This is a genomic window from Acinetobacter sp. MD2 (assembly GCF_035615575.1).
Lineage (GTDB): Bacteria > Pseudomonadota > Gammaproteobacteria > Pseudomonadales > Moraxellaceae > Acinetobacter.
In genome coordinates, this window is the sequence record NZ_VTDK01000001.1 from 269,490 (window position 1) to 283,388 (window position 13,899).

14 protein-coding genes and 1 pseudogene are annotated in these 13,899 nt (G+C 37.1%); 7 read left to right on the forward strand and 8 right to left on the reverse strand.

Annotated elements, in window-relative coordinates:
• Positions 1-1,025 precede the first annotated feature (1,025 nt).
• Positions 1,026-2,138: a protein adenylyltransferase Fic gene (gene fic, locus FXN70_RS01270; protein ID WP_324645604.1), complete on the forward strand. Its 1,113-nt coding sequence runs from the start codon at positions 1,026-1,028 to the stop codon at positions 2,136-2,138.
• 419 nt (positions 2,139-2,557) lie between these two features.
• Here fic and FXN70_RS01275 read toward each other — a convergent pair whose 3' ends face one another.
• Positions 2,558-2,914: a hypothetical protein gene (locus FXN70_RS01275; protein ID WP_324645605.1), complete on the reverse strand. Its 357-nt coding sequence runs from the start codon at positions 2,912-2,914 to the stop codon at positions 2,558-2,560.
• 133 nt (positions 2,915-3,047) lie between these two features.
• On the opposite strand from FXN70_RS01275, the gene FXN70_RS01280 reads away from it, so the two are divergent.
• Positions 3,048-3,257, forward strand: a complete 210-nt coding sequence (locus FXN70_RS01280; protein WP_324645606.1) for a hypothetical protein — start codon at positions 3,048-3,050, stop codon at positions 3,255-3,257.
• A gap of 95 nt (positions 3,258-3,352) precedes the next feature.
• Here the strand turns inward: FXN70_RS01280 and bioB are convergent, their stop codons facing one another.
• A complete protein-coding gene (gene bioB / locus FXN70_RS01285) occupies positions 3,353-4,342 on the reverse strand; it encodes a biotin synthase BioB (RefSeq protein ID WP_324645607.1) in 990 nt (329 codons plus the stop codon).
• Positions 4,343-4,584: 242 nt separating this feature from the next.
• Complete coding sequence (gene queG / locus FXN70_RS01290; protein ID WP_324645608.1) at positions 4,585-5,670, reverse strand: tRNA epoxyqueuosine(34) reductase QueG; 1,086 nt, start codon at positions 5,668-5,670, stop codon at positions 4,585-4,587.
• A 20-nt stretch (positions 5,671-5,690) separates the two neighbouring features.
• Here queG and FXN70_RS01295 point away from each other — a divergent pair, with 20 nt between their 5' ends.
• Complete coding sequence (locus FXN70_RS01295) at positions 5,691-7,178, forward strand: NAD(P)H-hydrate dehydratase (RefSeq protein WP_324645609.1); 1,488 nt, start codon at positions 5,691-5,693, stop codon at positions 7,176-7,178.
• Positions 7,179-7,183: 5 nt separating this feature from the next.
• On the opposite strand, the gene ruvC is transcribed toward FXN70_RS01295, so the two are convergent.
• Positions 7,184-7,729, reverse strand: a complete 546-nt coding sequence (gene ruvC, locus FXN70_RS01300) for a crossover junction endodeoxyribonuclease RuvC (RefSeq protein ID WP_324645610.1) — start codon at positions 7,727-7,729, stop codon at positions 7,184-7,186.
• Positions 7,730-7,857: 128 nt separating this feature from the next.
• Between ruvC and FXN70_RS01305 the strand changes: the two are divergent.
• A pseudogene (locus FXN70_RS01305) lies at positions 7,858-7,989 on the forward strand (IS5/IS1182 family transposase); the annotation flags it as partial.
• Positions 7,990-8,053: 64 nt separating this feature from the next.
• Here the strand turns inward: FXN70_RS01305 and FXN70_RS01310 are convergent.
• Together FXN70_RS01310 and FXN70_RS11965 are read right to left on the reverse strand one after the other, a co-directional pair.
• On the reverse strand, positions 8,054-9,442 hold the full coding sequence (locus tag FXN70_RS01310; RefSeq protein WP_324645611.1) for a GGDEF domain-containing protein: 1,389 nt from the start codon (positions 9,440-9,442) through the stop codon (positions 8,054-8,056).
• A 299-nt stretch (positions 9,443-9,741) separates the two neighbouring features.
• Complete coding sequence (locus FXN70_RS11965; protein WP_420714347.1) at positions 9,742-9,927, reverse strand: transposase; 186 nt, start codon at positions 9,925-9,927, stop codon at positions 9,742-9,744.
• A 399-nt stretch (positions 9,928-10,326) separates the two neighbouring features.
• On the opposite strand from FXN70_RS11965, the gene FXN70_RS01315 reads away from it, so the two are divergent.
• A complete protein-coding gene (locus tag FXN70_RS01315) occupies positions 10,327-10,884 on the forward strand; it encodes an FxsA family protein (protein ID WP_324645612.1) in 558 nt (185 codons plus the stop codon).
• A 35-nt stretch (positions 10,885-10,919) separates the two neighbouring features.
• Here the strand turns inward: FXN70_RS01315 and FXN70_RS01320 are convergent, their stop codons facing one another.
• A complete protein-coding gene (locus FXN70_RS01320) occupies positions 10,920-11,093 on the reverse strand; it encodes a hypothetical protein (protein ID WP_324645613.1) in 174 nt (57 codons plus the stop codon).
• A 147-nt stretch (positions 11,094-11,240) separates the two neighbouring features.
• Between FXN70_RS01320 and FXN70_RS01325 the strand changes: the two genes are divergently transcribed.
• Positions 11,241-11,492 carry a hypothetical protein gene (locus tag FXN70_RS01325; protein ID WP_324646046.1) on the forward strand — a complete coding sequence of 84 codons (252 nt, stop codon included), beginning with the start codon at positions 11,241-11,243 and terminating at the stop codon, positions 11,490-11,492.
• A gap of 39 nt (positions 11,493-11,531) precedes the next feature.
• Here FXN70_RS01325 and metK read toward each other — a convergent pair whose 3' ends face one another.
• Positions 11,532-12,698 carry a methionine adenosyltransferase gene (gene metK / locus FXN70_RS01330; RefSeq protein WP_324645614.1) on the reverse strand — a complete coding sequence of 389 codons (1,167 nt, stop codon included), beginning with the start codon at positions 12,696-12,698 and terminating at the stop codon, positions 11,532-11,534.
• Between the two features lie 554 nt (positions 12,699-13,252).
• Between metK and mobA the strand changes: the two genes are divergently transcribed.
• Positions 13,253-13,837 (forward strand): molybdenum cofactor guanylyltransferase, encoded by a 585-nt coding sequence (gene mobA / locus FXN70_RS01335; protein ID WP_324645615.1) that lies wholly within the window; start codon positions 13,253-13,255, stop codon positions 13,835-13,837.
• The last annotated feature ends 62 nt before the right edge of the window (positions 13,838-13,899 follow it).

Here is a 13,899-nt window from a genome sequence, read left to right on the forward strand (position 1 = left end):
AATTAACCATTCAAGTGGATGAGTAAGTTGTATTACCAAAGTAAAACGCAAAAGGGCTTTGGCAGAAAATGGAATATTTTATTCAATAACTTGGTGCGTTTTTAAATGTGAGCAAGTTTACTTATATCTAAATATCATTGGTGAATACACCCCTACTCAAAAATGAGCAGGGTTAAATTAGATAACGCAAATTTGCGCCATGATGAATTACAGCAACTTACCCCAATACCCATAGACTAAAATTTATCATTGGTAAGTTTTGCGAGTAAGTCGTAAAAGGTGATGCTAAATATTTAGCTATTGGTTGCGTTCCAATAAATATTGGAGCGTAATTTTTCGTAATGGCCACACAACTTGACTGGATTCTAAATCAGACCCTTTAATGTAGTAAAAAATAGTATTTAAGCTTTGATATTCATTTTTTCAAAACAAACCCTATGAAAGACCAATTCTGCATTTAAAATGCCGATTTAATCATTTTTGAAAACTACCCCATGAAAGCATGTTTTTGAGCCTATAACTTGAAGTCACAACCTTATAAAACCTTATGTTTGAAATATCAAAAGGCATGGTTATTTTGACCATACCCACCTATTTTGAAAACAACCCTATGAAAGAGCAAATTATGAGGATGTAATTGAGGCTATTGCTTATTGTCTACTCCCTTTCGAGCGCACACGCTTTTTTTTGATTGTACTGGGCGTGCATAACGGTTTGATAAGGGATTTAGCTTACCTTTGGGTATTTTTCCAACCTCACAAAACTTAACCTTTGAACCTGTCAAAACCTGACATTCTGATTTGAGTTTTTATCTAGCCACTAGGAGAAACTAGAGTTTTACTTTTGAGCTTGTTATCAATTGTTGACATTGAAAAAGCTATATAACGAATTATTCATGTTTACGCTATCGACATATAACAAACATCATGTCGATAAAATGCCAAAAAATCGACATGAGGGGCTTCTCATGTTTACGCTATCGACATATCATCATTGTCATGTCGATATTTTAGTGATTTATAAACATGACTTCATGGAAAGCAAGCGAACCATATAATAATCTGCCTAGTTTGCCTCCATCTCAGGATGTGGAAAGCAAAACAGTATTAAAAGCCTGTATTGAAGCACGTTCTGCATTGGCTGAATTGAAGCAGGCAGGGGAGTTAATTCCTAACCAAACCATTTTAATCAATATCATTCCTTTACTTGAAGCAAAAGACAGTTCGGAAATTGAAAATATTGTCACCACGACAGACAAGCTATTTCAACATGCACAGGGCAACGAAGAACAGGCCGACCATGCTACAAAAGAAGCACTACGTTATCGCACGGCGTTATATCAAGGTGTAAATGCAATTCAACAACGCCCTTTAAGTACAGGCACAGCCATTGAAATATGCCAAACCATCAAAGGGGTAGATTTAGGCATTCGTGCAACCACAGGCACAGCATTAAAAAACAGCTACACCAATGAAGTGATATACACGCCACCAGTGGGTGAGGATGTCATTCGTGGCTTATTGGCAAACTGGGAAACCTTTTTGCATTACGATGAAGATATAGACCCACTGATAAAGATGGCGATTGCTCATTATCAATTTGAAGCTATCCACCCTTTTATTGATGGCAACGGACGTACAGGGCGTATTCTAAATATTCTCTACCTGATGGATGCCAAGCTTCTTACTTTGCCTATTTTGTACCTCAGTCGCTTTATTATCTTGAATAAGGCGAAATACTACGAATTGCTATTAAACGTAACCACACAAGGCAATTGGCAAGAATGGATTTTATTCATGTTGCAGGCGGTGAAGAACACCAGTGAATGGACGATTGCCAAAATCAACAGCATTCGCCAATTACAAGAACATACAATTGAGTACATCAAGACCCATGCCGAGAAAATCTATTCTAGGGAATTGGTTGATGTGATTTTTGAGCAACCTTATAGCCGCATTTCTAACTTGGTCGATAAAGGCGTGGCAAAACGACAAGCAGCATCGACTTACTTAAAACGGTTGGTTGAAATTGGTGTACTGGAAGAAATGAATGTAGGTAAAGAAAAGTTATTTTTGAATCCTAAATTGTTGCAGCTATTAACCAGTGAGGACAACTCATTTAATGATTACACCCAATGAGCAAGCCGAATACTTGGCAAGAATTGACAAAATTGCACAGGATAACCCTGATTTAACTTTTCAACATCACAGACATACTTTTAAGCATGGAGCAGGTGAAGGCAGGCAATACCACACCTTATAATTTTAGTAGCCATGAAAGCTTTTATCGGGACTTGAAAAAGTAGTTTTGTAACAGTCAAAAAATGGTTTTTTAAAACATTGGGAGGTTAAATGGGAGGTTGAAAATCCCATTAAAATAAATAACCTTTTATAAACATGGGCTTATACCATTAATATATCGCTATCATATGGCAATATATTAGCAAAAACGTGCAATAACGAAACATTACTTAAAGGCTTTATTCTGTAAGGGATAGAGCCTTTTTGTTGCGTGGTGCAATTATAATATTTCACAAGTAATTGATATAAATTTTGAGTCAGTTAAACGTCATTTCGCCGATGTAGAATTTCTTTATCCAACCTTGCGTAATTTGAGGTAGATCATTTTTACTTGTATAAGAAACATAAGACCACATTACACCATTTGACAAAATATCTTGAAGTATTGTTATTTTGTCATTTGGAATAATGAAAATTTGTGATTTGCATTGCTCTGATGGTGCTGAATAGAAATATATTCTTGTATTTTTCTTGCCTTGTATATGTGCTGTTGTAGTATCACCATAATTCGATGCATTTGATGTTGCGATTATTGCAAGTTTCTCACAATTTGGTGAAGCCCAGGCACTAAAACTATAGGTTAAAGCAATTGTAAGAAGGAATAACTTTTTCATTATTCAAGTCCTATTTTTGATTGAATATAAAGGATTAAAGCATGTTTTATCTGATGAGTTGAGTACTACTGTATTTAATAACAGATATTTATATAATATTTATTCTGTCGGCGTGTAGTATAGAGTGAATGCAATGAAAAATTTTAGCACTGAAACGTATGTAGTCGATGATAATTTTCAAGATACGATTACATGGTTATTGCAACATCAAGATTGTTTTGATGAACTTAGATTTGATGTGCTTACCCAAGAATTAACCGTGATCCATGCTGCAGGTACAGATATTATTCGGGCAGGGCAATTTTTAAATGCACGTTATGGAATTTTAGTGACATCGCTGTGATTTCACCTTTTCAAGTCAACTATTTTTTTCTGGTTTAAAACAGGAAAATAAAAAAGCGCCTATATCAATAGACGCTTTTTTATATAAATAATTTTTTATGCCGACATTGCATCAACTGAGAGTTCAGCTGCACTAAGCTTTGGTTTTTCTGCAGTTAAGCCGAGCTTATTAAACAAGACTTTATCACGGCCTTCGCCTGCATTTGGTGTGGTTAACAACTTTTCACCCGAGAATAATGAGTTTGCACCTGCCATAAATGCCATGGCTTGATCGTTATCAGACAATGACTCACGACCTGCTGAAAGACGAATATAACTTTTTGGCATAATAATACGTGCCACGGCAATCGTGCGAATCCATTCAGTAACATCAAGTTTTTCAACGTCGGCTAATGGTGTGCCTTCAATTGGAACCAGCATGTTGATTGGCACAGATTCAGGATGGATTGGCAGTGTTGCCAATTCAAACAATAAACCAATACGGTCTTGCTTTTGTTCGCCTAAGCCAACAATACCACCACTACAGACTTTTAAACCTGCATTACGCACATGGTCTAAAGTATTTAAGCGGTCATCAAAGGTACGGGTGCTAATGATGTTGTTATAGTATTCGCGAGAGGTGTCTAAGTTATGGTTGTAATAATCAAGCCCAGCTTCGTGTAAACGTTCTGCTTGAGATTGATTGAGCATGCCAAGCGTCATACAAGTTTCTAAGCCTAAAGCTTTTACTTCTTTGACCATTTCAAGCACATAAGGCATGTCACGTTCATGTGGGTTACGCCATGCAGCACCCATGCAAAAGCGTGAAGAACCTGCTTCTTTGGCATCTTTGGCTTCGCTAATGACTTTTTCAACTGCGATGCGTTTTTCTGCTTCTAATTTTGAGTCATAGCGTGCAGATTGTGAGCAATATTTACAGTCTTCAGGGCATTTACCAGTTTTGATTGATAGTAAAGTGCTGACTTGAATGGTGTTGGCAGTGAAGACTTCACGATGTACGCGTTGAGCTTCAAATACCAAATCTAAGAAAGGTTGTTCATATAGCTTTTGGATTTCTTCACGAGTCCAGTCGTTTCTTAGCTGCATAATTGCCCTATCGCACATCAAATAAATTTTGTAAATGGTAACGTGTTTAGCACAAAATGCTAAGGCAAAACTTTCCAAAATTTTAACAAATTTATATTTTTAGTCATTTCTATGTTTTGAGCTTGAAAAATCCAAATACTTGCAAAATTGACTCATTTATCCCTAAAAATTTAGCTTTTATCTGCTATTTTTCTCAAATAAGCCAGTTTTTAACTACGTAGTCGATAAATGAACGTGTAAGTTTAATTAAATTTTCGCTGAAGTTGTTGCGTAATTGCCCAGTCAATATGCACATTTACAATTTCGTCGTGCAGAGATTTTCCATTTTCGAGTGCATCCATAATCTCGGCTGAAAAAGGGGCATTGCCAAGTCCAATGGCAATATTACGTTTAAAACTTTGAAAGCCTGTGCGCCGAATAGGGCTGCCTTCAGTGCAGCGTAAAAAAGTGGTTTCATCCCACTGCCATAACTCAAGCAAAGACAGTTGATCTAAGCCGTGACGTGGATGAAAATCTTCAATCGGGGTGATTTTGGCAAAACTGTTCCAAGGGCAAATGAGTTGGCAGTCATCGCAACCAAAAATACGATTGCCAATTGCTGCACGAAATTCTTCTGCAATAATACCTTTATATTCGATGGTTAAATAAGCAATGCAACGTCTTGCATTTAAGACATAGGGCTTTACAATCGCTTGAGTTGGGCAAATGTCGATGCAGGCTGAACATGAGCCGCAGTGGGCAGTGGTGGCGGTATCTTCAGGCAAGTCGAGCGAAGTAAACAACTCGCCCAATACAAAAAATGAGCCTGATTTTTTTTGAATGAGAAGCGTATGTTTGCCTGTCCAACCCATGCCCGCACTTTCATGAATGGCTTTTTCAAAGATCGGTGCAGAATCAGCAAAAGGGCGCGACTCAAATTCCCCAACATGCTCACGAATTTTTTGCGCTAAGGTTTTAAGGCGACCACGCATCACTTTATGATAATCCCGTCCACGGGCATAACGGGCGATAATCGCGCTGTTTGGAACATAAGGTATATGGCGAGGTTTGGGAGAATCAACCAAATAATTCATGCGTACGCAAATAATGCTTTTAGTACCGGGTACAAGTAATTCAGGATTTTCGCGTTTGTCTAAATTTTCGGTTAGATAGTCCATATCGGCATGGTAGCCTTTTTCTAAATAATCCAAAAATCTTGGCATTTCTTTGGCTTGCGATGCAGGCTTTGCAATCACACAATCTGCAAAACCTAAAGCCAAGGCTTCAGCTTTAATCCATGCTTTTAGTTGTTGTGGGTCAAATTGCTGAAGTGGTATGGTGGATGACATAACAAAAACGGAGAATAAACATGCAGGCGAAAGTGTACCATAGTCGTGAAGTTCAAGCATGGGCGCAACGCTGGATTGCTCAGAATAATAGCGCATTGGGTTTAATACAGCAGTTTGCATGGCAAAGTTATTTGTACTTGCTCGATTATTTTTCTAAGCAGCCACAGCCTGTAACTCGTATTGCGGTTTGGTGTGGTTGTGGCAACAATGCAGCTGATGGTTATTTTGTCGCAGCATATTTAGCCCAGCATGGCTATTGGGTGGATGTATATGCAACGACGCGTGGAAATTCGGTCGAATTACAACAGGCATTTGATTATGCGCAAGATAAAATAACACATCTTTATACGCATTTTAATGTGACCGAGCAGTACGATGTACATATTGATGCTTTGTTTGGGGTTGGTTTAAATCGGGAATTAAATCAAACTTGGCAACTGGTGATTCAACAATTTAATCAAGCACATGGATTAAAAATAAGTGTAGATATTCCGAGCGGTTTAGATGCAAATACAGGGCAAGCATTACCTTGTGCAATTCAGGCAGATCTGACCTTAACTGCATTGGCATATAAAATGGGATTGTTTACTGGGCAAGCTAAACAGTTTTCGGGGCAAGTTCAGTGTATTGCATTAATTCCACCAGATGCCCAATTAAAATCACTGGCGCAGTTATCTCCAAATCATATTGAATTACCTACTTGGCAGGCATTTGAGCACAAAGGCCATCATGGTCACGTATTGGTGGTGGGTGGACATGCCGATATGGGTGGTGCGGTGATGATGGCAGCAGAAGCCGCTTTTGCGGTTGGTGCAGGTAAGGTGACTGTGGTTTGTCATCCAAATCATCACACCGCAATATTGGCACGCGCGCCTAATGTGATGTTACGCAATATCGAATATTTGAGCACCGAACAAGTTCATGCCATGTTAGCAAATGTGGATGCCGTTTGTTTTGGGGTGGGATTAGGGCGAGAGCATTGGTCGCAACAAATATTTGATCGCTGGATGCCTGCGCTATTGCAACAAACTCATTTAGAAGTGGTTTTAGATGCAGATGCACTCTGGTTTTTGGCAGAGCGTTCCATGCAATTATCCTCTACCACCTACTTAACGCCACATTCAGGAGAAGCTGCTCGATTATTGGCATGCAAAAGTGTTGATATTGAGCAAGATCGCATTGCGGCAATTTACGCATTGGCAAATAAATTTTCAGGGCAGTGGGTGCTTAAAGGTTCGGGTTGTTTAAGCTTAGAACAGCAGCAGCTTTGGGTGTGTACCGCAGGCAATGCTGGCATGGGAACAGCGGGGATGGGTGATACATTAGCAGGTATGATTGTTGGATTAAAAGCCCAATTCCATGAAAAAATTGCACTGCATGAAATTGTTAGCCTGCATGCGCAAGCAGGTGATTTACTGGCGCAGCAGGGAATGCGTGGGATTCAAGCATTTCATATGCCACAAGCAATTTACCAAATCATCAATGCGTGTGCAGCATCTGCAACTTAAAGCAATTATCGACGACGTGTACTATAACGGCTGCGCCCACGTGCCATGCCACCTAAAGCATTAAGTACAGCCATTTTGCTCATGCTGCCAGAAGCATGCGCATGGCAAATGGCAGCAGCCAATGCATCTGCCGCATCTGCTTGAGGGCAAATTTCCAGTTTAAGTAATTCTACCACCATCATTTGCACTTGTTCTTTTTCTGCTGCGCCGTAACCCACAACCGATTGTTTAATTTGTCGTGCAGTATATTCAGCCACTTGTAAATCTAAATTCACCAAAGCGGCAATAGCTGCACCGCGTGCTTGTCCAAGCTTTAAGGCAGAGTCAGGGTTTTGTGCCATAAATACTTGTTCAACCGCTGCTTCTGTTGGCCCGTGAAATTTTACAATCCGTTCAACGCCTGCAAAAATGCGTTTTAATCGTTCAGGCATATCTTGGCTCTCGGTGCGAATCGTTCCTGCATCGACAAAACGTAAAAGATTACCTTGTTTTTCAATAATACCGTAACCTGTAAGTCTAGAACCCGGGTCGATTCCAATAATAAGTGACATAACAAACAACTTGTAAAAATTAAATTTTGGTTAGTATAGGTGGTATGTCTTTGTTACACAAAACTGTTCTTAAAGAAACTGACTACAAAAACGTGGGTGATTCACAATTAGTTTGTGATTCGTTAGATCAAATTAAATTATTAGGCGATAAACTATGTGCGATGAAGTTTGAAAGTCAGGTCAATGAAATTCATGCGCGTGTGGCAGTATTAGATATATTTACTGAATTAGGCCGACCCAAGACTCAAGTTATCACTTAAATTCGAGCAACTTCGAAAAAATTTATCTTTAAAATCTTTATGCAACAAAGCCTTATTAAATTACTTACATGAAGAAGGTTCTATTGCGACCATTTTTTTTTGCTATATATAGGGCCTGATCTGATTTGTTGAAAAAATTTACATATTCGTTCGTTTTAAAATATTCCAAATAGCTCAGGCCGATACTTACTGTAATATTTAAAGTATTTTTGTTGGAAATGATATAATGGTTTTTCTCAATATTAATTCGAATGTTTTCTGCTAATTGAATTGTATCTTTTTTGGTGGTATTTTTGTATAAAACCATAAATTCTTCACCTCCATAACGACAAAAAAAAGTATTTTTAGGTAGAGTATCTGATATTAATTTACAGGTGTGTATAATAATATTATCACCAATATCATGCCCATATGTATCGTTAATTTTTTTAAAAAAATCAATATCTATAATGAGTAGTGCGCACTTTTCTATTTTATTTTCTTTGTTAATTAATTCAAGAAAACCACGACGATTATAAATATTTGTTAAATAATCTTTTTGTGCACTTAATTTGAATTTTTTAATTAAATATCTCTGATTTCTAACTAAAATATTAATAATGATCGGTACTAATGTGGCCAGAGTTGTTCCGATTTGCAAGCTTATTCTTTGATCAAGTTCAAACGGAAATTTGGAGAAATTTGGAATTTTTTCTAGGAATACAAGGCCATAGTAATATTGAGTTCCAAAAGAAATTACGATTAAAAGAGATAAAATCGTCATTGGGTAACTTAAAGCACACCAAATAATAGCAGGTAAAATAAATGCAATAGAAGCAATGCCAGTGAATTTTATTGCTAATATTGTTGAGAAAGTAAGTGAAACCAAAGGTTTTAATTTTTTGATTTTATATTTAAATTGTTTTTTATGGATGGTTGATATAATGCTGTAAAAGAAAATAATAAAGATAGAATAATTAAGACACTCTCCAGTCAACCAATATAAAAAAAATAAAATATCTTTGTTTTTAAAATCCTCTACCATGAATGGCTGTGCAAAAATAAAAGCATAACCTGAACATAGTGTTGCACCAAATATAAGAATCATATAAAAGTATGGTATTTCATCTATACTCAAAATATTTTTACATCTTAAAGTAATAAAAATACTGCTTATATAAATTGAAATTAAATTGGTAATGGTAAGGTGTAATATTAATATAGGGGATTCTGAAGTAAGTGTCCAATCTGCAAAGAAAAATCCAAGAAAAAGCACTGGAAAAAGTATAATAATTCTCTTGATATTACTAATGAAAATAAAATAACCAATGAAAAAAGCATTCGGTAACCAAATGGATGCGAATAAGTTTAAAGGGCGAGAAAGAATACTGATACTAGCAAGAAGAAAAACAACTAAACCTACTAAGCATATTTTTAAAAAACCTTTAAGTAAAGTTGTTTTGATTAGAAACATATATCCTCTGTCATTTATATCTATTCATCATGAATAGAATGCTTTTGTTAAACCTTATTGTGTTACCAGATATCATTTGTAAGGTGAATAAAGTAGTTTTTCTCAGGTATTGAATAAATAAAAGGTCTATAAGCGAGTCTAAGTGCATTTTACAAGAATTATACGATTATAAAAATGTTGTTTTTAAAAATATTTAATTTTCTATGTGGCTAACTTCCATAAATGCTTTACAAATGAATTTCAGCTAGTTCTAGCAAATGTAAGATATATCCATATCTAAAAAGTTTACTACAAAAGCACTATCCAGTGTTTTCCTGTACCGTTTCAGCGTCTTTGCTGACAATATCTCCTAGTTTGTGTTTTAAAACAAAGCAAGTCTTTTTAATCGGATTCATGTTGGGGCTATACCTAGGTAAATATACAATCCATATTTGATGTTTTTTAACTAACTTTTGGATCTCTACTTCCTTGAAGAGTGATTGCATTGTCTAAAATAAGCAAATGCTTCTGGTGCGTACGTAAATTTTATCGCTAAAGACGCTTTTATGAAAAATACAACATCCGCTTCGTGCAACAAAATCGATAAATTCTAAAAATATGGAAAATAGTGATTAAGTTTGACTCGTGTTGAGTTCTCGGAATTGTATGAAGTATAGCGAATGGTAAAATTGAGTTTGGCACTTTGATTTTAATCTTTCGCTATTTTTTGAACAAAAAGTATCAACAGACCCCAATACCGCAACAATACATGTATAAAAAATGATAAATTCAGCCAATACACCTTTAAAAGCTTAAAAATGCCCTTATTAATCTTTTTATGTATAATTATTTGCTAGAATAAAAGTTATACATATCATTTTAAATTAAAGGATAGATGATTTTTCATGAATGTCGTATTAATGGTTGTCATAGGCGCAATACTTGAAATTGCTGTATGGATTGGCGTGGCTCAATTCATTAGTGGATGGTATGTGTTTTTCTGGTTTATTCTTGCTGCTGTGATTGGTTTTAAACTATTACGTTCAAGTACAGCAACCATTATGCCGCAATTGCAACAAATGCAAATGACTGGACAATTGTCGGCAGATAAAACAGTAACACAGAAAATTGCTTTGGCGATTGCGGGTATTTTACTGATTATCCCAGGTTTAATTTCAGATGTGATTGCGGTGTTAATTTTATTGCCACCGGTGCAAAAAATGGTTGTTGCTGCGCTTATGTCGGCTTTGGCAAAACGCCAACAAGCGATGATGGGTAAAATGATGGGCGGCATGGGGATGGGGGGCGCAAATTTTGGCGGTCAGAACCCATTTGAAGACCTTATGCGTCAAATGCAAGGCCAACAGACCAGTGCCAACGATTCAGACATTATTGAAGGTGAAGCACGAGAAGTGCAGCCAAACCGTGAAAAAATTGAATTTAAAGATGTGAAGAAAAATTAAGGGTGTGAAAGAACAGAATCATATGATTCTGTTTTTTATGTTTGTGGTTTGGTCGCGGTGTTTACACTTTCTGTTGTTGCTGTAGCATTTTTAGATGTTTGAGCATAACCATGTTGTTGTAAGCTGGTTTGCTGGTTTTCTGAATGTTGATACTTTTTATAGCGATTAGCACGTTCACGAAAACCGCCTTTTACAATTAATTTTTCCATAGAACAGTCTAAATTTGAATTGAGAGGCAAATTTTAACAAAAATAAGAGTTATGAATGCAAAATTTCAAAAAAAATTATTGACGAAATTACCTTCAGTTTTTAATCTAAAAGCTATAAAAATGACAAGAGTGAAACAGGAGGCCACCATAATGTATCAATATCGTTGTGCTTGCTGTGATCAAATCGTATCTGCAACTGAAAAATCCTGTCCGAATTGTGGTTCACATACTATTCGTAGCCCATTTGGTTTTTGGTTTTTTTGTATTGTGGCGTGCTTGTTGGTTGCAATTGCAATTATGGTTGGAAAACTTTATTTTAGCCCCGAGCAAATGACACCTTCGCCTCAGGGAGTAATGCAACAGGTGTTGCAAACAGGAAAATCGTTATTGTCACATTAAAAAAAGCCTGCAAAATGCAGGCTCTTCGAGTCGGAAAAATTATAGTCCACTAGATTGGCGTAGTGCTTCAACCTTGTCGGTTTTTTCCCATGTAAATGCGGTGTCTGAGCCTTCACGACCAAAGTGACCATAAGCCGCAGTTTGCTTATACATTGGTTGTAAAAGATTTAACATGCGTGTAATACCAAATGGACGTAAGTCAAAATGTTCACGTACCAAAGCAATAATTAACTCATCGTCAATTTTACCTGTGTTAAAGGTATTAATTGAAATAGAGGTTGGCTCTGCAACACCAATGGCGTAACTGACTTGAATTTCACATTTATCGGCAAGACCTGCTGCAACAATGTTTTTTGCAACATAACGACCTGCATAAGCTGCTGAACGGTCTACTTTTGAAGGATCTTTACCAGAGAATGCACCGCCACCATGACGTGCCATACCGCCGTAAGTGTCGACAATAATTTTACGACCTGTTAAGCCACAGTCACCCACAGGGCCGCCAATTACAAACATTCCAGTTGGGTTGATATGAAATTTGGTTGCTGCGTGGAACATGTCGCTTGGAATAACAGGCTTAATAATTTCTTCAATCACTGCTTCTTTAAGCTGAGATTGACTAATGTCAGGGTCATGTTGAGTGGATAAAACTACAGCATCCAAACGAACAGGCATGCCATTTTCATAAGCAAAAGTCACTTGGCTTTTAGCGTCTGGACGCAACCAAGGCAAAGCACCTGAACGACGTAATTCAGCTTGACGCTCCATTAAGCGGTGTGCATATGAAATTGGAGCAGGCATTAAAACATCAGTTTCACGGCTTGCATAACCGAACATTAAACCTTGGTCGCCAGCACCTTGGTCTTCAGGTTTTTGGCGGTCAACACCTTGTGCAATTTCAGGAGACTGCTTACCAATCATATTAATGACAGCACAGGTTGAACCATCAAAACCTAAGTCTGAATGATGGTAGCCAATCCCATTTACAGTTTGGCGCACAATTGCTTCAACATCAACGTTTGCGGTTGTGGTGATTTCACCTGCAAGTACAACAGCACCTGTTTTTACTAATGTTTCACAAGCAACTCGTGCATAAGTATCTTCTTTTAAAATCGCGTCCAAAATCGCATCGCTGATTTGGTCAGCCATCTTATCTGGATGGCCTTCGCTTACAGATTCAGAAGTAAAAACGGCATACTCGCGCATGAAAGTCCTATCACAGTAATTCTAAAGACGCAATATGTTACCTCTTATGTGCTTTTAGAACTAGTAAAACCTGAATAAAATGAATAAATTTCTTGCAAAAGAGCCATCTTTTTACTGATATTCAGCATGTGTAAAATTGATATGGTGGTTTTATTACTATTAAATGCTTAAATTTCATTTATTTATATTTGGGTTGGTGTGCTTTTAAGCGATTAAGGGGCATTTTCTCATTTTCGTGCAATTTGCTGAATTAAACACTCTGTGATGGTTGTAGTTAGCGATGAACTATTGGGCACTACTCTCATTTTCGATTGGATTCTAAATTTGAGTAGCAATTAGACAATTGTATATACGCCAAGTTGATGCGTTTCATAAGAATAGTAATAAGCTTGTTTTTTTAATCTCTGGCAAGAGTTATCGCAATTGTTTAAATTCTGCGCATTAGTTCAATTGGTGATCAAGGTCTGATTGATCGCTACTGATAGTGAGATTGGAATAATTGGTTTTTATATTGAATAATAAGCCATACTGAGAATTTGCTAGATGGAAGAAAGATGGCATTGGGTGGTTTAGTGCTTGCAGGTGGACAAGGGCGGCGGATGGGTCATCAAAACAAAGGACTTATGCCATTTGGTGAGATTCACTTAATTGATCCGATTATTAATGTGCTGCGTGAGCAGTGTGTTTATGTTGCGATTAGTGCCAATCAGGAGATTGAGCTGTATCAACAAAAACAACTTGATGTTTGGCAAGATTTAGATCAATGGCAGAATTGTGGGCCACTGGCAGGTGTGTATAGTGCAGCACTTCAGTTTCCTAGCGAAATTGATATGATTCAGGTTGTACCTTGTGATTCGCCATTTATTAATGCAAATGTAATTAATGAACTTTCACAACAATTGCGAATACACCATGCTGCTGCAGTTTATGTGCAAACGCAAACGCAAATTCATCCTGTGATTTTTCAATTTCGCCGTTATTTGCTGCCGAAATTAGCAGATTATTTGCAGACTGAACCGAAACACAGTATTCGTAGGTGGTTACAGCAGATAGATGCACAGACCGTATCATTTGAGGATGACCAGTTGTTTATTAATATGAATGATGTACAAACGTTAACGGCTCATTTGCCTAAATAAATATTATACATTTGTTGTAAGCCCATGCCATGCAAAATGCTTTGTCAGATTTTATGAGATCA

Bases quoted from the DNA above. Each gene is read 5' to 3' on its own strand.
- fic (WP_324645604.1), top strand. From the start codon at position 1,026: ATGACTTCATGGAAAGCAAGCGAACCATATAATAATCTGCCTAGTTTG.
- FXN70_RS01275 (WP_324645605.1), bottom strand. From the start codon at position 2,914: ATGAAAAAGTTATTCCTTCTTACAATTGCTTTAACCTATAGTTTTAGT.
- FXN70_RS01280 (WP_324645606.1), top strand. From the start codon at position 3,048: ATGAAAAATTTTAGCACTGAAACGTATGTAGTCGATGATAATTTTCAA.
- bioB (WP_324645607.1), bottom strand. From the start codon at position 4,342: ATGCAGCTAAGAAACGACTGGACTCGTGAAGAAATCCAAAAGCTATAT.
- queG (WP_324645608.1), bottom strand. From the start codon at position 5,670: ATGTCATCCACCATACCACTTCAGCAATTTGACCCACAACAACTAAAA.
- FXN70_RS01295 (WP_324645609.1), top strand. From the start codon at position 5,691: ATGCAGGCGAAAGTGTACCATAGTCGTGAAGTTCAAGCATGGGCGCAA.
- ruvC (WP_324645610.1), bottom strand. From the start codon at position 7,729: ATGTCACTTATTATTGGAATCGACCCGGGTTCTAGACTTACAGGTTAC.
- FXN70_RS01310 (WP_324645611.1), bottom strand. From the start codon at position 9,442: ATGTTTCTAATCAAAACAACTTTACTTAAAGGTTTTTTAAAAATATGC.
- FXN70_RS11965 (WP_420714347.1), bottom strand. From the start codon at position 9,927: ATGCAATCACTCTTCAAGGAAGTAGAGATCCAAAAGTTAGTTAAAAAA.
- FXN70_RS01315 (WP_324645612.1), top strand. From the start codon at position 10,327: ATGAATGTCGTATTAATGGTTGTCATAGGCGCAATACTTGAAATTGCT.
- FXN70_RS01320 (WP_324645613.1), bottom strand. From the start codon at position 11,093: ATGGAAAAATTAATTGTAAAAGGCGGTTTTCGTGAACGTGCTAATCGC.
- metK (WP_324645614.1), bottom strand. From the start codon at position 12,698: ATGCGCGAGTATGCCGTTTTTACTTCTGAATCTGTAAGCGAAGGCCAT.
- mobA (WP_324645615.1), top strand. From the start codon at position 13,253: ATGGCATTGGGTGGTTTAGTGCTTGCAGGTGGACAAGGGCGGCGGATG.